Below are 18,775 nucleotides of genomic sequence, written 5' to 3'. Positions count from 1 at the left end.
ACCGGATTGGGAAGCTGTGGAATTCTTTGGTTTGGTGGGGCGGTGGAAGCTGGGAGCCCGCTTGAGCGTTGTTCCTGCTGGGCTTTCCGGGTCCCGGCTTTCGCCGGGATGACAGGGGGTGAGGGCGGGAATGGGGGCGGACGTGTTGCGTTGGGGGGACCTTATGCAACAGCGATCTGCGCTTGCGGCTCTGGACCCCTGCCTGCGCAGGGGTCTGCGGAGAGGTGAGAGTTTGGGGCTCAGCTCTGTTTCAGCACCAGTTCGCAGCGTTCGTTGAGGCTGGGGCGGGCGAGGGCGACGCGGGCGAGGCCGGGCAGGTGCGGGCGAAGGTCGGCGGCGGCCCAGAGGCAGAGGCGTTCGAGCGTGGGGATCTCGAGGCCTTCGATCTCGTTGAGCAGGCGGTGGTCGAGCTTCGCCGCGGTGGCTTCGAGGCAGCGGGCGAGGTGCGAGAAGTCTTCGACCCATTGTTCGCCGGGCTTCACGACGCCGGCGACAGTGGCTTCGAGGCGGAAGGAATGGCCGTGGATTGAGCGGTAGGGATGGCCCTCGGGCTTGCCGCCCATATAATGCGCGGCCTCAAAGGTGGTCGCCTTCGTGATCTCGAAGACCTGGCCTTCTGCCACTAGGGCAGACCGGTCAGTTTGTGGGTTTGCAAGCTCAGTCGCCATTTTGGATTCTTCAGGCAGTAATCGGCTGTGGCCGCGACATTTGAGGCGCCGGGCCCGTCGTCCCTCGGTTGGAGGAAAAAGTGCTGGAAGTCCAGTGAAACGAAGCGGTCCGGCTGCGCTTCGGGCTCGTCCTGCGGGTAGATGAGCTTGAGTTCATTGCCACGGGTCTGGACGAGGACGGAATTGGCCTTGGGGCTGACGCAGATCCAGTCGATGCCGGGGGGCGCAGGCAGGGTGCCATTGGTCTCGATAGCGATTTCGAACCCAGCCTTGTGGAGCGCATCGATTAGGGGCGGATCAAGCTGCATCAGGGGCTCGCCGCCGGTGCAGACGACATAGGGCCGCCCGCCGGGGGCGGCGTTTGCAGCCCAGATGCTGGCGATATGGGCGGCAAGGCTGGCGGGATCACGGAACTTGCCGCCGCCTTCGCCGTCCGTGCCGACGAAATCGGTGTCGCAGAAGCGGCAGACGGCTGTGGCGCGGTCGCGTTCCAGGCCGCTCCACAGGTTGCAGCCGGCAAAGCGCAGGAAGACGGCGGCGCGGCCGGTATGGGCCCCTTCCCCCTGCAGGGTGTAGAAGGCTTCCTTGACGGAGTAGGTCATCGGCCGGCCTGCCAGCGTTGCCAGCCGCGGGCGCGCAGGTCGCAGGCCGGGCAGGTGCCGCAGCCATGGCCCCAGTCGTGGCGGGCGCCGCGGGTGCCGAGATAGCAGGTGTGGGTGTCCTCGACGATGAGGCGGACGAGGGCGTCACCGCCCAGGTCGTGGGCGAGCTGCCAGGTGGCGGCCTTGTCGATGTGCATCAGCGGCGTGGCGATGGTGATGTCGGCATCGAGGCCGAGCCGGAGGGTCTGCTCCTGTGCCTGCATCGTGGCCTCGCGGCAATCTGGATAGCCGGAAAAGTCGGTCTCGCACATGCCGCCGACGAGCACGCCGATACCGCGGCGGATCGCGAGGGCGCCGGCGAGGGTGAGGAAAAGCAGGTTGCGGCCGGGCACGAAGGTGGTCGGCAGGCCGGAGGCGGCGGTTTCGATGGCGACGTCGTGGGTCATCGCGGTTTCGCCGAGGGATCTGAGGACAGTGGCGTCCAGCAGGTAGTCCAGGCCCAGACGGCTCGCCCAGGCGGGGAAAAGGCGGGTGATTCCCTCGCGGATCACGCCCCGCTGGCCAAGTTCGATACGGTGGCGCTGGCCATAATCGAAGCCGACTGTCTCGATATGGTCGAAACGGTCCAGCGCCCAGGCCAGGCAGGTGGCGGAGTCCTGTCCGCCGGAGAAGAGGACGAGCGCGGATCTGGCGGTTTTTTCGGGCATTTGCGGGCTCTACCAGCCCCTTCCCCGGCGGCCAAGCAGGCGGTTCACAGGGCCGTTACATTTTTGACACCCATGCAAAGACTTTCAGGCCGTGCCTAGCGTCAACAATTGACAGGGCCCGGTTCCTGCACTTGTGATGTCATCGAAGCGGTCCCGTCTAAGAGGACGCTCGGCAATCAATCAACAGTATTCGGCGCACGCCAAAGGCGGCCCGAGGGGAGGAAAATTCGAATGAGCAAAAATTCAGACTCGAAATTTGTCCTGCTGGCAGGGGCCTCGGTCCTTGCCATGAGCGTGTTTGGCCAGCTGGCCATCGCTCAGGAGGACACAGCCGCACCGGATGACCAGCGCCGCCTCGGCACGGTCACGGTGACGACGCAGAAGGTCGAGCAGTCGATCCAGGACGTTCCGATCGCCGTTTCGGCGTTCGACGAGGAAGCCCTGAACAAGATGCAGCTGGCCGGCGGCCCTGACCTTGTGAAGGCCATCCCGAACGTCGTGTTCACCAAGGGCAACTTCACCGGCTACAACTTCAAGATCCGCGGCATCGGCGTCGACGCTGTTGCGCAATCGGGCGATGCCGGCGTGGGTATCCACCAGAACGACGTGCCGCTGACTGCCAACGCCCTGTTCGAGTCCGAATTCTTCGACATGGAGCGGATCGAGGTTCTGCGCGGCCCGCAGGGAACGTTGTACGGCCGGAACGCGACCGGCGGCGTGTTCAACGCGATTACCGCCAAGCCCGTGATGGAAGAATGGCTGGGCAGCGCGACCGTGACGGCCGGCAATTACGGCACCATCAAGTATCGCGGCATGCTCAACGCACCGATCGGCGACAAGATCGCCGTGCGTGTGGCGGGCTCCTATCTGGAGCGCGAAGGCTATGTGAAGAACACCGTCACCGGCAACGATATCGACAGCCGTAACCTTTGGGGTGCACGCGCATCGATCGCCGTCGAGCCGACCGACAATTTCCGCGCCCTGTTCATGATCGAGCATTTCGAGGAAGACGATTCCCGTCTCCGCTCGGGCAAGCAGCTCTGCAAGAAGGACCCGCTGCGGACCTCCTTCGCCAACATCCCGATCGGTGCGCTGGACCAGCGCGTGACCTCGCTGGGCTGCCAGGAAGCCCCGCTGAACGCCATGCAGGACCGCGTGAACTCGGTCGGCACGCTGGGCGGTGGTCTCGGTGTGGCCGCCGGCCTTCTGAACGGCGACGCCTTCACGACTCCGATGAACCCGGACCTGCGCCAGATCGAATCGGCCTTTGATCCGCAGTACACGGCGGAACAGACACTCTACACCTGGAAGGCCGAGTACGACATCACGGACGCCCTGAAGCTGACCTATCTGGGCAGCTACAATGAAGGCAAGTCGGCTTCGTTCGAGGACTATAACAAGATCGCGCCGAACATCGCGTTCAATAATATCCCTGCACCGCCGTTCAATATCCTGTTCCCCGGCGGCGTGGTGAACGACCCGCAGCTCGGTGCGTCGAACGTCTTCCGGACCTTCGACATTTCCGGCGGCAAGAGCGAGCAGACCACCCACGAACTGCGCCTGCAGTCGTCTTATGATGGTCCGTTCAACTTCAACCTCGGCGCCATCAAGGTCGACTTCGAAGCAATCGATCCTTCTGATCCGACGGCCGGCTACTATGTGTTCTCGAACACGCTGACGGCCCTCGGCCAGCTGCAGAACTTCCTTGTGAACAACGGCCTGTGCGGCGGAACGCCTTCGACCTGTCCGCTCGGCTTCAACGCCCCGATCGGCATCGACAACGGCTCGGGCGGGACGCCGGTGTTCGGCGGCGCGCTCAATGGCGACGGCGCCAACTACTTCCGCTCCCTGTCGCCCTACACGCTCGACTCGTTCGCGGTCTTCGGTGAGGGCTATTATGACGTAACCGACTCGCTGAAAGCGACCGTCGGCCTGCGGTATACAAACGATGACAAGCAGCAGGACGTGGTTCCGTCCATCCTGTTTTCGCCGTTCACGCTGGCAACGACGGGCCAGCTGGAGGCGCAGTTCGAGGAAGTCACCGGCCGCGCCGGTCTCGACTGGCGTCCGGATCTCGGCTTCTCGGAAGACACGCTGATCTACGGCTTCTACTCCCGCGGCTATAAAGGCGGCGGCATCAACCCGCCGCAACCGGCAGGTGCCAACCTGTTCCCGCAAACCTTCGAGCCGGAGTTCATCAACTCCTACGAACTCGGCACGAAGAACACGCTGGCGGGCGGCGCCCTGCAGTTCAACGCGACGGGCTTCATGTATGACTATGAAGGCTATCAGATCACGCAGATCGTGAACCGCACCTCTGCGAACTTCAACATCGACGCCAAGCTGAAAGGCCTCGAATTTGAAACGATCTGGAACCCGGTCTCGACCTTCATCGTGAACGCCAACCTCGGCCTGCTCGACACCGAGATCCAGGACACCTGGGGCATCGACGTGCTTGACCGCGCCAATGGCCGGGCAGACCTCGTGGTGCTGAAGAATGCTTCGACCTACTCCAACTGCGTTGTGTCGGCCCAGGGCTATGCAACCGTTCTCGGTGCGATTGCGGGGAATGCCCTGCCGGCAGGTGCAACCCGCGGCATCTGTAACGGTGCGCTGGCTGCAGGCGTAGGCGGTGTGGCGAACCTTGAGGCCCTGCTGGGCCTTACGGGTCAGACCGTCTCCGTGACGAACAACACTGGCGGAACGTCGACCTTCTCGCTGCTGACACCGTTCGATGGCGAAGCCAAGGACCTCGACGGCAATTCGCTGCCGGGCGCTCCTGAGTCGACCTTCAACTTCGGCGCCGAATACACTTGGGAGCCGGGCTCGTTCGGCAACTGGGGCCTGACCGGCCGGGTGGACTACTACCGTCAGTCCGACAGCTTCAGCCGCGTCTGGAATACCGGTCGCGACAAGCTCTCGAGCTGGGATAACCTCAACGTCTCGCTTTCGTTCTTCAATGACGAGGCCGGCGTGCGCGTGGAGCTGTTCGGCAAGAACATCTCCGACGAGCAGGTGATCACCGGTGCCTACCTGACGGATGACTCCTCGGGCCTGTTCACCAACATCTTCCTGACCGAGCCGCGCACCTACGGCGTCTCGCTGACGAAGAACTGGTAACGCCCGGCGCTCCGGCGCCGACAAACAGAGGGGCGGCCTTGCGGGGCCGCCCCTTTTTCATTGGCGCGGGGCGCGCGCTGGCCTATGTCAGAAGCTGTCCCCATTCAGCCGGAGCCTGACCCATGACGCCCCTGCCCCGCCTTCCCATGATCGCCCTTGCTGCAGCCTTGATGACCGCGTGTTCACCGCCTGCCGCGACAACGCCGACCTCGGTGAGCGAGACTACGGTGACGCTCGAAGAAGTGGTCGGGGCAGAGCAGCCCTGGGGCATGGCTTTCCTGCCGGATGGCAGCCTTTTGTTCACCGAGAAGGCGGGCGGCCTGAAATATTTCGCGGCGGGCAGCAGCGCGGCGGCGGTAGCGGTGGCCGGTGTGCCGCCGGCATTCACCGAAGGCCAGGCCGGCTATCTCGGCATTGCGCTCGGGCCGGACTTTGCAGAATCGCGGCTGGTCTATGTGGCGCTGTCTTCCGGTACGGCGGAAGCAAACTCGACGCTGGTGGTGCGCGGGCGGCTGACAGAGGACGCATCGGCGCTGGAGGGCGTGGAGGAAGTATTCCGCGGCGACTTGCGCGAAACGGCCTACCATTACGGCTCGCGCCTCGCCTTTGCGAATGATGGGACGCTTTTCATCACGGTGGGAGAAGGCTACGTCCACATGCAGGAGGCGCAGGATCCGAAAACAACGCATGGCAAGGTGATCCGCGTCAATCCGGACGGGTCGATCCCGGCGGATAATCCGTTTGCGGACGGTGTGGCGGGCAACCCGGCGGTCTGGTCGTATGGTCACCGCAACCCGCAGGGGCTGTATTATGATGGCATGTCCGGCACGCTGTGGGCGACCGAGCATGGACCGAAGGGCGGCGATGAGCTGAACATCATCACCAAGGGCACGAATTATGGCTGGCCGGCGATCACCTATGGCATCGACTATTCCGGCAAGATCATTTCCGACAAGACCGAGGCGCCAGGCATGGCGCAGCCGGAGCTTTACTGGGTGCCCTCGATTGCCCCTTCGGGCCTGACGATGCTGACGAGCGATGTCTATCCCGGCTGGAAGGGCGACCTGTTTGCCGGCGGCATGAACGGGCCGAGCGGACTCGTCCTTGTACGGATCGACCTGCAGGACGGCAAGGTGATCGGCAAGGAAGACCTCATGAAGGGCGAGTATGCGATCCGCGATGTGGTGCAGGGCCCGGACGGGTATCTCTATGTCGCGACGAAGGATTTCGACGGCATCTTCAAGCTGGTGCCGGGGGAGTGAGGGCGGGCGGCTTGCCAGGCGCAACTTCACGTCCTGTCATCCCGGCTTCCGCCGGGATGACAAGGGTGGTTGCTGGATTGAACCGGAAACCCGGATCTAGCCCTCGTCCTTGAGGCGGACGCCATAGAGTTCGAGGCGGTGGTCGACGAGGCGGTAGCCGAGCTTGCGGGCGATTTCTTCCTGCAGCTTTTCTATCTCGGCGGAGTGGAACTCGACCACTTCGCCGGATTTCACGTCGATCAGGTGATCGTGGTGTTCTTCCGGCACTTCCTCGTAGCGGGCGCGCCCGTCGCGGAAATCGTGTGCCTGGATGATGCCGGCATCCTCGAACAGTTTCACGGTACGATAGACAGTGGCGAGCGAGATGGAGGCGTCGAGCGAATTGGCGCGGCGGTGCAGCTCTTCTGCATCGGGGTGATCGTCGGAGACGGAGAGGACGCGCGCGATGACGCGCCGCGGCTCGGTCATCCGCAGACCTTTTTCGATGCAGAGTTTTTCCAGACGGTCCATCATGGTGTTTTGCCTTTACCTGCCCCGAATGTCCATATTGGCCTCCGGTAGCCAGTCAACCTCGCCGGTATTCGCCAGACGCGCGAAACGCGCAAGCTCCGCGTCCAGTTTTGCAGCGCGGGCGGGTGTCCACATCACGCCGGGCTCGGTCCAGAGGCGTTCGACGGTCAGCTTGCCTGCGTTACGGTCAGCCTTGGCACAGAGGCGACCGATCATTCGGTCGCCCTCGAGCAGCGGATAGACATAATAACCCCAGATGCGTTTGGCAGCGGGGACGAAGATTTCGATGCGGTAATCGAACCCGAAGAGGCGTTTGAGGCGGGCGCGGTCGCGGATGACGGGGTCGAACGGGCTGAGGATGCGCAGGCGCGAGGTGGGCGCCTCGGCGGCGGCGAGGCGGGTTTCGATGTCCGCCGGCGCGAGGGCGCGCGACCAGTCCCCTTCCGCCGATTCGATTTCGACAGGGACAAGATCTTTCTGCGCGGCGGCCCAGGCTTTGACCTCTTCGAGATCAGCGGCGGCCCAGAAGCGCTGGATGTCGCCTTCGCTGCCGAAGGCGAGGCGATTGATGGCTTCGCGGCAGAGCCAGTCGACCTGCTTTGCCTCGGAGGGCTCCCGGCATTTCAGGTGGGCGGGCGGGATGACGCGTTCGGTGAGGTCGTAGAACTTGGTGAAGCCGTCGCGGTGGGAGGTGGAGAGTTCGCCCGCATACCACATGTAGTCGAGCGAAAGCTTGTGCGGCGGGCGGCGCCACATTTCGCGGGGGCCTTCGACTTTGGTGTCGAAGGCGTGCGAGGAGAGCGGGCCTTCAGCGCGGATGCGCTCGCGGATGGCGGCGCGGCCGTCCTCGTCGTGCATGCCGCGGTGCCATTCCCAGCCCCGGACCTTTTCCTCAAGGCGGCGGAACTGGCGGCGCCAGTTGGGATAGAATTCGATGGGGATGACGGAGGCATCGTGCGTGAAGTGTTCGAAAACGGCGCGCTGGTCTTTCAGCAGTTTAACGAGCATCGGCTCGCGATAATTCTGGTTGCGGCTCCAGAGGATATGGTCGTGGGCGCGGGCGACGACGCGGATGGAGTCGAGCTGAACGAAGCCGAGCTTGCGGATGGTGGCGGCGAGGTCGAGCGGGCCGGTGGGCGTCGCGGCGAGGCCCTGCGCATCGAGCCAGAGGCGCCGCGCGTCGCGGTTGCGGATGCGGAGCGGCGCGTTTGTCATTCGAAGAGCGCGAGCTGGCCGCCATCAAAATGCACGCCTTCGCGGGCAAGGAGCGCGGCCTTGGACGCGGCGCCGCCCGGTGCGGAGAAGCCGCCGAGCTTGCCGTCTGACGTGAGCACGCGGTGGCAGGGCACGATCAGCGGCCACGGGTTGCGCCCCATCGCGATGCCGACGGCGCGGGCGGCGCCTGTGTCTGCGCCGATGCGGCGGGCGAGCTCGCCATAGGAGACGGTCTCGCCCCAGCCGACGCTGCGCAGGGCGCGGTAGAGGGCGGCTTCGAACTCAGAGAGACCGGAAAAATCGAGCACGGTGTCATCGAAGCGGACGGGCTCGCCCGCGAGGAAGGCGCGCAGGGCGGCGATGGTGGCGGTGATATGGGCTGGCGCTTCGGCTTCAGGGATGAGGGCGGCACCCGGTTTCACCGCTTTCGCCGGGCTCGCCGCGAACGGGCGCACGCGCGTCAGGCCAGCGGCGCTCCAGCTAAGGCCGCACAGACCGGCAGGCGTGTCGAAGAGCGTGGCCGACTCGAACATTTGGGGAACATCGAACATGTTCCCGGTCTTGTCCAGTGGTGTCTAGGCGAGGTGTTTGGCGAAGAAATCCAGCGTGCGGGTCCAGGCGAGCGCTGCGGCGGCGGGGTCGTAGCGGGGGGTGGTGTCGTTGTGGAAGCCGTGCTGCGTGCCTTCATACCAGTGCATCTCGTAGACCTTGCCAGCGGCCTTGAGGGCGGCTTCGTAGGGCGGCCAGCCTTCATTGACGCGCGGGTCTTCGCTGGCGAGGTGGATCTGCAGGGGCACTTCGACCTTTGCGGCGTCTTCCACCGGCGGCCAGCCGCCATAATAGGGCACGGAGGCCTTGAGCCAGGGCTGGTGGACGGCCATCAGGTTGGTGATGGCGCCGCCGAAGCAGAAACCGGTGCAGGCGATTTTTCCATTCGTGTACGGATGATCCCGCAGGAATTCGGCGGCGGCCATGAAATCTGCGAACATTTCCTCGCGGCCGCGTTTTGCCTGCAGCTCGCGCCCGTCATCATCATTGCCGGGATAGCCGCCGAGCGGATGGAGCGCGTCCGGGCCGAAGGCGACATAGCCTGCCTTGGCGCAGCGGCGCACGACATCGCGGATGTAGGGATTGAGGCCGCGGTTTTCGTGGACGACGACGATGCCGGCGAGCTTGCCGGTGGCCTTGGCGGGGCGCACGAGATAGCCGGCCATTTCCCCTGCCCCGTTTGGCGAGGCATAGGTGACGGTTTCCTCGATGATGCCTGCTTCGCCTTCGGCGGTCTGGGCGCGGCCATAGTCCGGCATCACGCAGGCGGCGAGTGCGGAGACGGTGAGGCCGCCGACGGCGTAGGTCGAGAGCTTCGAGAAGAAGTCGCGGCGGGAGAGGTCGCCGTGGCAATAGGCGTCGTAGAGGCGGAAGACTTCCTGCGGGATTTCGATCTTGTGTTCGGTGTCGGCCATGATTTTTCTCCCTCGTTTGGGGGGAGTATAGGCCGTTGCGCGGTAACGGCTACCCGGAGATCGGGCGCGACATCAGGAGGGCGTCGACCGGTACGCTGCGGCCGGCGGTGTAATAGGCTTTGCGGCGGCCATCGAGGGTGAAGCCGAGGCGGGCGTAGAGGTGGCGGGCGGGGGCATTGTCTTCGGCGACGTCGAGGAGGAGGCGCGTGTTGCCGGCCGCGGCGAGCACCGGCAGGGCGGCGGCGATGAGCCGGCTTGCGTGGCCGGCGCCGCGATGGGCGGGGGCCGTGGCGATGGTGAGGAGTTCGCTGTCGCTGGCGGCGGACTGGAAGAGCGCGAAGGCGATGAGCGCGCCGGCTTCCTCCGCGCCGAGGGCGAGCACGGTTTCCGAAGCGATGAGCGCGGCGATGGAGGCGGGGTTCCAGGCGTCCGCAAAGCCGGAGGCGTGCAGGCGCGCGGCGGCGTCAGCGTCGGCAATCGTCAGGAGGCGGAGGGGCGCAGGCAGCATGGAACCGGAAATCGTATAAGGTTGGCAGGCTGGCGGGGTTGATTGGGCGCCTGCCCTTCTGCTAGTTCGCCTGCCCTTCCCTCCGGCACAAGACCCCAACATGACCCAGGCGATTTCCACGCTCGGCCTCGACTTTGGCACGACCAACAGCGTCGCCTCGCTGGCCCGGCCGGACGGCACGACGGAGGCGATGACATTCCGCCATGGCGGCGAGGCCTTCGCGGCCTGCCGCTCCGTGCTGTGTTTCTGGCGCGACGAGGAGGAAGCGGGCGCGCCGCGCCGGATGGAGATCGGCCCCTGGGCGATCGACCAGTTCCTGGAGCTGGGCGGGGATTGCCGGTTCATCCAGTCGTTCAAGACCTTTGCGGCGAGCCCGCTGTTTTCCTCCACGACGATCCACAACAAGGCCTGGTATTTCGAGGACCTCCTGTCGGCCTATCTGCGGCGGCTGTCGGAACGCTCCGGCGCGCGCTGGCCGGCGCAGGTGGTGATGGGACGGCCGGTGCAGTTTGCCGGCGTGCAGGCGGATGAGGCGCTGGCGCAGACGCGCTACGAGACCGCGCTGAAGCGGCTGGGCTTCGAGACCATCCATCATGTGTACGAGCCGGTGGCGGCGGCGTTTTTCTATGCGCAGCGGCTGCGCGAGCCGGCGACGATCATGGTGGCGGATTTTGGCGGCGGCACGAGTGACTTCTCGATCATCCGGTTTGATCCGCGCGGCGGGAAACTGCGGGCCGAGGCGCTGTCGCATGCCGGCATCGGGATCGCGGGGGACGCGTTCGACCAGCGGCTGATCGAGCATGTCGTGGCGCCGCTGTTCGGCAAGGACTCGACATTCCGCAGCGGCGACAAGACGCTGCCCGTGCAATCGTCCCTGTACAGCCGGTTTGCGCAATGGAACCAGCTGTCGATCATGCGGCATACGAAGGATTATGCTGACCTGCAGAAGCTGCTGCATGTTTCCGATCAGCCGGAGCTGATCCGGGCCTTCATTGCGTTCCTCGATGCGGATGCGAGCTATCTGCTCTACCGGGCGGTGGCGCAGGTGAAGATGCAGCTGTCGCGGGAGGCGTCCGCGCGGTTTGTTCTCGAGGCGGGCAACCTCCGCCTTGACCGGGAGATCACACGCGCGGATTTCGACGGATGGATCGGGGCGGATGTGCGCGCGATCCAATCCTCCGTGAACGAAGCATTGAGCCGGGCGAACCTCAGCGAGGCGAAGATTGATCGCGTGTTCCTGACGGGCGGATCGTCCTATGTGCCGGCGCTACGGGAGAGTTTCGAGGCGCGCTTCGGGGCGGAGAAGATCGAGACTGGTGACCAGTTCGTGTCGATTGCGCACGGCCTGGCGCTGATTGCGCAGGAGGCGGATATCGAGCCCTGGCTGGCGCGGAGTGTGTGACTTTCGGGTCAGCTGCGACCAATGGAATCTTGCGCCGGGGCCTGCGGCAGCGGTAGACAAGGCGAACTGGAGCGGCAGAGCGGCGCAGTGATGTTATACTCTTTCGGCAGTGACAGAAGAAAAGCCTGCATGTTTGTCAGACCCGTCCACTCTGCCCTCAAGCTGCTGGTTGCGGCGCTGGTGAGCCTGGCATTTGTCATGGCGCCGGTGGCTGCCGCGCAGCATTCCGAGAGTGTGGAGACTGCCTGCGCGGTAGAAATGGGAGAAGGCCACGCCGTAAGCGACACTGCCGGGCATGGCGATCATCATCATGCGCCAGGTTGCGGGGGATGTCACATCCATCTGATGGGTCCGGGTAGCCTGCCGGGGCCGGGGATGATCCGCTCACAGCTGGTTTTCCGAGCCGCGCACACTGATACCTGGGGGCATGCCCTGCCCGGCGACCTGTTCCGGCCTCCGCGTTCCTGAATCTGACTGAGCCGGCGCGTCATGACACGACGGTGCCACAGAACAGATTCTTCCAAGGAACACGTCCATGACTGACTATCTGCGACGCTCTGCGATCGCTCTTGCCCTGAGCAGCGCAGGCTTCGGCCTCGCTGCCGCACAAACCGAACCTCCTACCACCACTACCCATTCGCCCGGCGATGATCACGAGGACCATGAGGGTCACGAGGATCACGACGGCCATGACCATGAGAAGACGCTGGATGTCGTCGTGGTGCAGGCCACGCGGTCTGGCCGCCTGCTGCAGGACGAGCCAGTGCGCGTGGAAGTGATCAACCGCGAGGAAATCGAAGAAAAGGCGATCATGCGGCCCGGAAACATTGCCACGCTGGTGAGCGAGACAGGCGGCCTGCGTGTGCAGGTGACCTCGCCTGCGCTTGGCGCGGCGAATATCCGGGTGCAGGGCCTTTACGGGCGATATACGCAGCTGCTGGCGGACGGGCTGCCGCTCTATGGCGGGCAGGCTTCTTCAATTGGCCTGCTTCAAATTCCGCCGACCGATCTGCGTCAGGTGGAAGTGATCAAGGGATCTGCGACCTCCCTGTACGGAGCATCTGCGCTGGGCGGGGTGGTGAACCTTTTATCGCGCCGGCCGGGCGAAGAGCGCGAGAGCGAGCTGCTGCTGAACCTGACATCGCGGAATGGACAGGATCTGACAGCCTATAGCGCGATGCCGCTGTCAGACAGATTCGGCGTTTCGCTGACCGCTGGCGCACACCGGCAGGGCCTGCAGGACTTCGATACCGACGGCTGGATCGACCTGCCGGGATATGAGCGATGGACCGCGCGCCCGCGCCTGTTCTGGGAGGGAGACAATGGCTCAGAGGTGTACGCGACGCTCGGATACATGACCGAGCAGCGGCGCGGTGGTTCGCGGGACGGGCGCACAGTGCCGGATGGCAGCTTCTTTCCGCAGAACCAGGACACGACGCGTCTGGATGGCGGCCTGACTGCCGATGTTCCGCTCACGGCCGATCTCAAGGCGCAGGTACGGGCTTCGGCGATGGTGCAGGACCATGAACATCGCTTTGGCGCACTCCTGGAAGACGACACGCATGAGAGCTACCTGCTGGAAGCTTCCCTAACAGGCGGGAGCGGGCCGACGAACTGGGCGGCAGGCATTGCCTGGCAGTCCGAGCTTTACACGTCGCAGGTGTTTCCGGCGTTTGACTATACTTATGACGTACCCGGACTGTTTGGGCAGGTGGATCATGACTTCACCGAAGACCTTTCAGTCTCGCTGAGCGGGCGGATGGATGACCATAGCGAGTATGGCACGCAGTTCAGCCCGCGCCTTTCATTGCTTTACAGGCCGGGAAACTGGACGATCAGGGGATCGCTGGCAGAAGGCTTCTTTGCGCCGACACCATTTGTCGAGGAGATCGAAGCGGCGGGCCTATCGCGACTGGAGCCGCTTTCAGGCATTTCCGAGGAGAAGGCACAGATGGCGTCTCTGGACATCGGCTACAAACGCGGGCGCGTTGAGGCGAATGCGACATTGTTTGCTTCGGATGTCGAAGGCGTAACAGTGCTCGAGCCGTTTGCGAGCGTACCGGCCGGGCCACTGGACCGTGTACGGATGATCAATGCAGATGGTACATCGGAACTGCGCGGCAGTGAGCTGTTGCTGCGCTATCTCTGGGGCGATTTCAAGCTGACCGGCAGTTATCTCTATATCGACTCAAGCGAGCCGGATGGATCGGGCGGGCGGCAGGAGATTGCGCTGACGCCGAAGCATACGGCCGGCCTTGTGGCCATGTGGGAGCGTCACGGCGAATTCCGGCTGGGCCTGGAGATGTATTATACAGGCGAGCAGCGCGTGGAGGGCAGCCCCTACCGGACGGTGAGCGAGCCGTATGTCGATGTCGGCCTTCTGGGTGAGATCACGACCGGACCAGCGAGCTGGTTCATCAATGCCGAAAACATCCTCAATGTGCGCCAGACGCGTGAGGAACCGCTGCTGCTTCCGGCGCGTGCGCCGGATGGTCAGTGGACGACCGATATCTGGTCGCGCAATGACGGCTTCATCGTGAATGGAGGCGTGCGGCTGAAATTCTGATCGCCGGCAGTCCTACGTGCCGGATGCTGGCAACGCCGCGTCCGGGGCGCGGGCGTAGACGGGGGTGGGGGGATGGGCGGCGGGGTCGAAGACGCCGGCCTTGAGGGCGGCGGTGATGGCGCTGGGATGCAGGGGGCGCAGGTCGAGCTTTGAGGCGAGATCGCCCAGCGCTTCGGCGCCGTCCATGAAGACGGGCGCGTGGAAACCGGCGAGCATGGCGGAAAGATCCGGGAGCGGAACTTCGCGCACATCAGCGATGCCCTGCCCTTCCGAGATGCCCTGCACCCACCAGGTCTGGTCTGGCGGGCGGCGCTGGGCGGCGAGGCAGGCGAGGACCGTGCCTTCCATGCCTTGCGGGACGGCAGCTTCGAGGCTGGTGATGCCGATGGCGGCGGCGTTTGTCACGAGGGCGAGGCCGCGGGCATAGGCGACACCGATGCGCAGGCCGGTGAAACTGCCGGGGCCGGTGACGACGCCGATACGGTCCAGATCAGAGAGCGAGATGCCTGCACTTGCGCAAAGCTCCGCGACGAGGCCAGGCAGGCGGCGCTCCTGGCCGCGCGGCAGGTGTTCGCGCGCATCCGTAAGGATGTCGCCGTCCCGGACGAGGGCGGCCTCCATCGAAGAAAAGGCGGTGTTCAGTCCAAGGACGATCATCAGCGTGCGATCAGAAGATGCGGCAGGCCTCTTCGAACTCCAGGCGCGGCAGGCGGGGGAAGACTTTCGACTTGTCGCCATAGCCGAGATTGCAGATGAAATTGGCGCGCCAGTGCTGCATCTCGCCAGGATCGCTCTCGAAGAATTCGCGGTTGACGCCGGCCATGTCGAAGCCGCTCATCGGGCCGCAGTCGAGACCGATGGCGCGCGCGGCGATCATCAGGTAGGCGGCCTGCAGCGTGCCGTTGCGGATGGCGGTTTCATCGCGGTTATTGTTGAACCAATCCCTCGCACCGGGATTATGAGGGAAGAGTTGTGGGATCTTTTCCTGGAAGGCGAAGTCGTGCGCCATGATGACGGTCCACGGCGCAGCCGCAGTTTTCGCGCGGTTGCCTTCACTCATCAGCGGCAGGAGGCGGGCCTTGGCTTCCGGTGTGTGGATGAACACGAAGCGTTCAGGCGAGCAGTTGGCGCTGGTCGGGCCCATCTTGGCGAGGTCGTAAACCGCACGGATGAGGACTTCGGGCACATCCTTTTCGAGATAGCCGTTCTGCGTGCGGGCATCGCGGAAGATGATGTCGAGGGCATGGTCGTTGACGGGATGGGCCATGTCAGGGTCCTTCAGTCAGGAGGCGGATGAATGGGGACGCGAGAAACGCCGGAAAGATCAGAGTTCGGCTTCGACGGCCGTGACTTCCGGCACATAGGTGCGAAGCATGTTCTCGATGCCCTGTTTCAGGGTCATGGTCGAGGACGGGCAGCCGGCACAGGCGCCGCGCATGGTGAGGTGGACGATGCCGGTTTCCGGATCGAAGCGTCGGAAGGTGATGTCGCCGCCATCCTGCGCGACGGCCGGGCGCACGCGGGTTTCGATCAGTTCACGGATTTCCTCGACGATCTCGGCGGCGGCGCCCTCATAGGTGATGTCGTCCGCGTCACTGCTGGCCGCGTCTTCATCCACCACCGGCAGGCCGGCCATGAAATGGTCCATGATGGCGGCAAGCACCATCGGCTTGACGTGTTTCCAGTCGCGGGCGGCTTCCTTGCTGATGGAGACGAAATCCGAGCCGAGGAAGACACGCTCGACCCCGTCGACCTGGAACAGGGCGCGCGCGAGCAGGCTGGAACGGGCGCTGGCGGCATCGGGATAGTCGAACGGGCCGAGATAGCCGGCGACGGGAATTCCCGGCAGGAACTTCACCGTATCGGGGTTCGGGGTCGCTTCGGTCTGGATGAACATGGCCGCCTCATTGTCTCAGGGGGAGACATGGACTGCCCGGCGGGCCAGTTCAAGGGAGTTGCGGTTCTTCACCCGTCAGGGCGACATCGCCCACGGAGGCATCCTCCTCCACCGGCGGGGCGAGTTTCGCCGCGAGAAAGGCCGAAGCGTCTTCGGCCTCGACGAGGTAATAGGCCATGCTGGCGAGGTGGTTGGGCAGGATGGCGCCGGAGCCGGACAGGTTCGACACGAAGACCGGCTTCAGCTCTGCCGCGCGGCCCCAGGCGGCCTCGGCGCGGGCAAGCGCAACGGCCAGCTCTGCATCACCCGTAATGCCGTAGGCGCGGGCTTTGGCGGACAGGATCAGCTCATGCGCGAGGTGGGCGTGCGCCTTGGCGTCGTAGAAGGCGGCAATGTCTTCCCGGCTGGCAGGCCAGGCGGATTGTTCGGCATTGATCCGGTCGGACAGGGCGGCGCGGCCTTCCCTCGCCCATTCGGCGAACAGGGCCATTTCGCGCGGCAGGGTCTCTTCCGGCGCCGGGCGCAGGGCGAGGCCGCGCGAGGCGCGTGTGTCAAAACGGTTCAGCGCCTCGGCAGCGGCCGTAAGGCGCGGGCGCATGTCTTCGCCCGGCACGGCCATCAGCAGGCGGGCGGCGGCGGCAAGGTCGTCATCCGGCTGGTCAGAGGCCGAGGCGATGCCGGCCAGAAGGGCGACATGTTCCGACAGCGCCGTTGCGGTGCCCTGCTGCCAGGCGGGCAGCGCGGTGAGGCGGGCCTGCGGGTGCCATTCGGCCCGGTCTGCGGCCCAGCCGGCCCCTTCCAGCTCGCGGGCGATCTTGTGGATGGCGACACCGACGCCGGCAACCGACCAGCTCTCGTTCTGCGGGAAGACGACCGGATGATCGTTGATCTTGCTGGAAAGTACAGCGGCCGCCGGATAGGCGCCGATCACAGCCAGCAGGAGCGTCAGCTTGAGGAAGCCCATCAGGCGGCGCCAGAATTTCTGGAAACCGATCATGATCGGGCTGGGCTGGGCGCCTTCAAGATTGATGAAATGTTCGGGGACAGCGGCCGGGCGCGCGGCGCCGCGATGATCTTCCTCATACGCCTTCGGAAGTTTCGCGGCAGCAGCGCGTGAGGGCATGGATTTCCGCCTGTCCTGTCCGGAGGTCCGAGTCGTCGTCATCTGTTGCAACTATGCGGCCATCACCGTGTCATTAACAGGGCAGGACTGCATGAAATTTCAGAAACCACGGCCGATTGCCCCCAGAATTGGCATTAACCACCAATCGGGACGACTTCTGCCTTGGTCACGATCTGCTGTTCGGCGCCGGATTCGTCCGAAAATGTCAGGACAATCTCGACTTCCTCGCCGACTTCCAGCGGCTGGAGGCCGAAGAACATCAGGTGGTTGCCGCCGCGCTCGAGGCTGAGCGGGGCACCTGCGGAGACCGGAAAACCTTCGACTTTCCGCATCTGCATGACACCGTCTTCCATCGACATGGTGTGCAGCTCGACCTGCTCGGCCTTGTCCGTGCTGGCGCCTGTGAGGGTCAGCGTGGCGCCCTGAACGGTGATGTGCATGCCGCCGCCTGTGACCGTGCGACCTTCCGGGGGCTGAACAATGAACGCATCGCGGACATCGGCGATGGAGCTGGCCGCCGGCGCGCCGGTCTGGGGAGCGCCGCAGGCCGCAATCAGGAAGGCGGCAGGCAGGATGAGGGCGGACAGAATACGCATCGGCAGATCTCCCGGAGATGGATGCCGGGAACATGGCGGGCATCGCCCTGCCGGACAAGGGAAAAGCTTGCGACGTTTCAGCCTAGGCGCGCCAGAATCCGACGATACGGCGGACCTCGTCCATGATCGGATCGGCCACCGCACGGGCGCGGGCGGCGCCGTCTGCAAGGACGCGGTCAATGCCGGCAGGATCAGCTAGATAGTCGCGGTAGCGGGCAGAGATCGGCGCCATGTGGGCCACCGTGACATCGGCGAGGGCGGGTTTGAAGACGCCGAAGCCCTGCCCCGTGAATTCGGCGAGCACGTTCTCGACCGTGCGGCCGGACAGGGCGGAGTAGATGCCGACGAGGTTTTCGACTTCGGGGCGGCCTTCCAGTTCCTTGGCAGTTTCGGGGATGGTGCCGGCATCCGTGGTGGCCTTGCGGATCTTTTTCGAGATTGCGTCGGCATCATCGATGAGGTTGATGCGGCTGAGGTCTGACGGGTCAGACTTCGACATCTTCTTCGTGCCATCCTTCAGCGACATGATGCGGGCGCCGGGGCCTTTGATCATCGGTTCGGGCTGCGGGAAAAATCCGGGTACGCCGTATTCTCGGTTGAAGCGCTCGGCGATGTCGCGGGAGAGCTCGAGGTGTTGTTTCTGGTCTTCGCCGACGGGCACATGCGTCGCCTTGTAGGCGAGAATGTCTGCGGCCTGCAGCACCGGATAGGTGAAGAGACCCACAGAAGCGCGCTCGGCATCCTTGCCGGCCTTGTCCTTGAACTGGGTCATCCGCTCGACCCAGCCCATGCGGGCGACGCAGTTGAAGATCCAGGCAAGCTCGGCATGCGCGAGGACGGCCGATTGCGGAAAGATGATCGACTTGGCCGGGTCGACACCGGCAGCCATGAAGGCGGCGGCGATCTGGCGCGTCTGCGAGATCAGGGCGCCCTTCTCCACCGGCAGGGTGATGGCGTGCAGGTCGACGACGCAATAGATGCAGTCATGCCCTTCGGCCTGAAGGTCAGCGAACTTCTTGAGTGCGCCGAGATAGTTGCCGAGGTGCAGGTTTCCCGTCGGCTGGACACCGGAGAAGACGCGCTGAGGGCCTGAATAGGCTGGAGTTTCCTGAGTCATGGTGCGGGGCGTTTAGCGC

At 64.6% G+C, this 18,775-nt stretch carries 19 protein-coding genes; 5 read left to right on the top strand and 14 right to left on the bottom strand.

The features are described 5' to 3' along the window. Nucleotides 1-239: 239 nt before the first annotated feature. Genes ACK4TE_RS10950 through queC form a run of 3 tightly spaced genes read right to left on the bottom strand, consistent with a single transcriptional unit; the run spans nt 240 to nt 1,977 of the window. Entirely contained in the window at nt 240-668 is a 429-nt protein-coding gene (locus ACK4TE_RS10950) for a 6-carboxytetrahydropterin synthase (RefSeq protein WP_409911548.1), read from the bottom strand. Further along, on the bottom strand, nt 623-1,270 hold the full coding sequence (gene queE, locus ACK4TE_RS10945) for a 7-carboxy-7-deazaguanine synthase (protein WP_409911547.1): 648 nt from the start codon (nt 1,268-1,270) through the stop codon (nt 623-625). The genes ACK4TE_RS10950 and queE overlap by 46 nt, the downstream gene beginning before the upstream one ends. Then, nucleotides 1,267-1,977, bottom strand: a complete 711-nt coding sequence (gene queC, locus ACK4TE_RS10940) for a 7-cyano-7-deazaguanine synthase QueC (RefSeq protein WP_409911546.1) — start codon at nt 1,975-1,977, stop codon at nt 1,267-1,269. The genes queE and queC overlap by 4 nt, the downstream gene beginning before the upstream one ends. A gap of 231 nt (nt 1,978-2,208) precedes the next feature. Between queC and ACK4TE_RS10935 the strand changes: the two genes are divergently transcribed. Together ACK4TE_RS10935 and ACK4TE_RS10930 are read left to right on the top strand one after the other, a co-directional pair. Then, nucleotides 2,209-5,097: a TonB-dependent receptor gene (locus ACK4TE_RS10935; RefSeq protein WP_409911545.1), complete on the top strand. Its 2,889-nt coding sequence runs from the start codon at nt 2,209-2,211 to the stop codon at nt 5,095-5,097. Between the two features lie 122 nt (nt 5,098-5,219). Then, the gene (locus ACK4TE_RS10930) at nt 5,220-6,359 is read left to right on the top strand and encodes a PQQ-dependent sugar dehydrogenase (RefSeq protein WP_409911544.1); all 1,140 of its coding nucleotides are present in this window, start codon (nt 5,220-5,222) and stop codon (nt 6,357-6,359) included. A gap of 96 nt (nt 6,360-6,455) precedes the next feature. Here ACK4TE_RS10930 and ACK4TE_RS10925 read toward each other — a convergent pair whose 3' ends face one another. From ACK4TE_RS10925 to ACK4TE_RS10905, 5 genes are read right to left on the bottom strand one after another with little or no spacing between them, the layout of a single operon-like run. After that, a complete protein-coding gene (locus tag ACK4TE_RS10925; protein WP_409911550.1) occupies nt 6,456-6,869 on the bottom strand; it encodes a Fur family transcriptional regulator in 414 nt (137 codons plus the stop codon). Nucleotides 6,870-6,884: 15 nt separating this feature from the next. Continuing rightward, nucleotides 6,885-8,084: a winged helix-turn-helix domain-containing protein gene (locus tag ACK4TE_RS10920; protein WP_409911543.1), complete on the bottom strand. Its 1,200-nt coding sequence runs from the start codon at nt 8,082-8,084 to the stop codon at nt 6,885-6,887. Continuing rightward, nucleotides 8,081-8,635: a methylated-DNA--[protein]-cysteine S-methyltransferase gene (locus ACK4TE_RS10915; RefSeq protein WP_409911542.1), complete on the bottom strand. Its 555-nt coding sequence runs from the start codon at nt 8,633-8,635 to the stop codon at nt 8,081-8,083. Before ACK4TE_RS10915 ends, ACK4TE_RS10920 begins: the two co-directional genes overlap by 4 nt. Before the next feature lie 24 nt (nt 8,636-8,659). Further along, nucleotides 8,660-9,547 (bottom strand): dienelactone hydrolase family protein, encoded by an 888-nt coding sequence (locus tag ACK4TE_RS10910; protein ID WP_409911541.1) that lies wholly within the window; start codon nt 9,545-9,547, stop codon nt 8,660-8,662. 49 nt (nt 9,548-9,596) lie between these two features. Next, a complete protein-coding gene (locus ACK4TE_RS10905; protein ID WP_409911540.1) occupies nt 9,597-10,055 on the bottom strand; it encodes a GNAT family N-acetyltransferase in 459 nt (152 codons plus the stop codon). A gap of 100 nt (nt 10,056-10,155) precedes the next feature. Here ACK4TE_RS10905 and ACK4TE_RS10900 point away from each other — a divergent pair, with 100 nt between their 5' ends. The 3 genes from ACK4TE_RS10900 to ACK4TE_RS10890 all read left to right on the top strand — a co-directional run bounded on the left by ACK4TE_RS10900 (nt 10,156) and on the right by ACK4TE_RS10890 (nt 14,023). Further along, entirely contained in the window at nt 10,156-11,457 is a 1,302-nt protein-coding gene (locus tag ACK4TE_RS10900) for an Hsp70 family protein (protein WP_409911539.1), read from the top strand. 129 nt (nt 11,458-11,586) lie between these two features. After that, a complete protein-coding gene (locus ACK4TE_RS10895) occupies nt 11,587-11,925 on the top strand; it encodes a hypothetical protein (RefSeq protein WP_409911538.1) in 339 nt (112 codons plus the stop codon). A 67-nt stretch (nt 11,926-11,992) separates the two neighbouring features. Then, the gene (locus tag ACK4TE_RS10890; protein WP_409911537.1) at nt 11,993-14,023 is read left to right on the top strand and encodes a TonB-dependent receptor plug domain-containing protein; all 2,031 of its coding nucleotides are present in this window, start codon (nt 11,993-11,995) and stop codon (nt 14,021-14,023) included. Nucleotides 14,024-14,035: 12 nt separating this feature from the next. On the opposite strand, the gene tsaB is transcribed toward ACK4TE_RS10890, so the two are convergent. The 6 genes from tsaB to trpS form a co-directional block, all read right to left on the bottom strand. Beyond that, nucleotides 14,036-14,680: a tRNA (adenosine(37)-N6)-threonylcarbamoyltransferase complex dimerization subunit type 1 TsaB gene (tsaB, locus tag ACK4TE_RS10885; protein WP_409911536.1), complete on the bottom strand. Its 645-nt coding sequence runs from the start codon at nt 14,678-14,680 to the stop codon at nt 14,036-14,038. A 10-nt stretch (nt 14,681-14,690) separates the two neighbouring features. Continuing rightward, a complete protein-coding gene (locus ACK4TE_RS10880) occupies nt 14,691-15,290 on the bottom strand; it encodes a malonic semialdehyde reductase (RefSeq protein WP_409911535.1) in 600 nt (199 codons plus the stop codon). A gap of 57 nt (nt 15,291-15,347) precedes the next feature. Continuing rightward, entirely contained in the window at nt 15,348-15,920 is a 573-nt protein-coding gene (locus ACK4TE_RS10875) for a NifU family protein (RefSeq protein ID WP_409911534.1), read from the bottom strand. Between the two features lie 49 nt (nt 15,921-15,969). Beyond that, nucleotides 15,970-17,043 (bottom strand): hypothetical protein, encoded by a 1,074-nt coding sequence (locus tag ACK4TE_RS10870; protein ID WP_409911533.1) that lies wholly within the window; start codon nt 17,041-17,043, stop codon nt 15,970-15,972. Nucleotides 17,044-17,177: 134 nt separating this feature from the next. Further along, a complete protein-coding gene (locus ACK4TE_RS10865) occupies nt 17,178-17,639 on the bottom strand; it encodes a copper chaperone PCu(A)C (protein ID WP_409911532.1) in 462 nt (153 codons plus the stop codon). A gap of 82 nt (nt 17,640-17,721) precedes the next feature. Beyond that, nucleotides 17,722-18,756, bottom strand: coding sequence for a tryptophan--tRNA ligase (gene trpS, locus ACK4TE_RS10860; RefSeq protein ID WP_409911531.1), 1,035 nt, complete (start codon nt 18,754-18,756; stop codon nt 17,722-17,724). Nucleotides 18,757-18,775: the final 19 nt, after the last annotated feature.

The sequence above is a fragment of the Hyphomonas sp. genome (assembly GCF_046313975.1).
GTDB lineage: Bacteria > Pseudomonadota > Alphaproteobacteria > Caulobacterales > Hyphomonadaceae > Hyphomonas.
The sequence above is the reverse complement of the archived record's forward strand: the minus strand, read 5'-3'. Positions and strand labels throughout refer to the sequence as shown.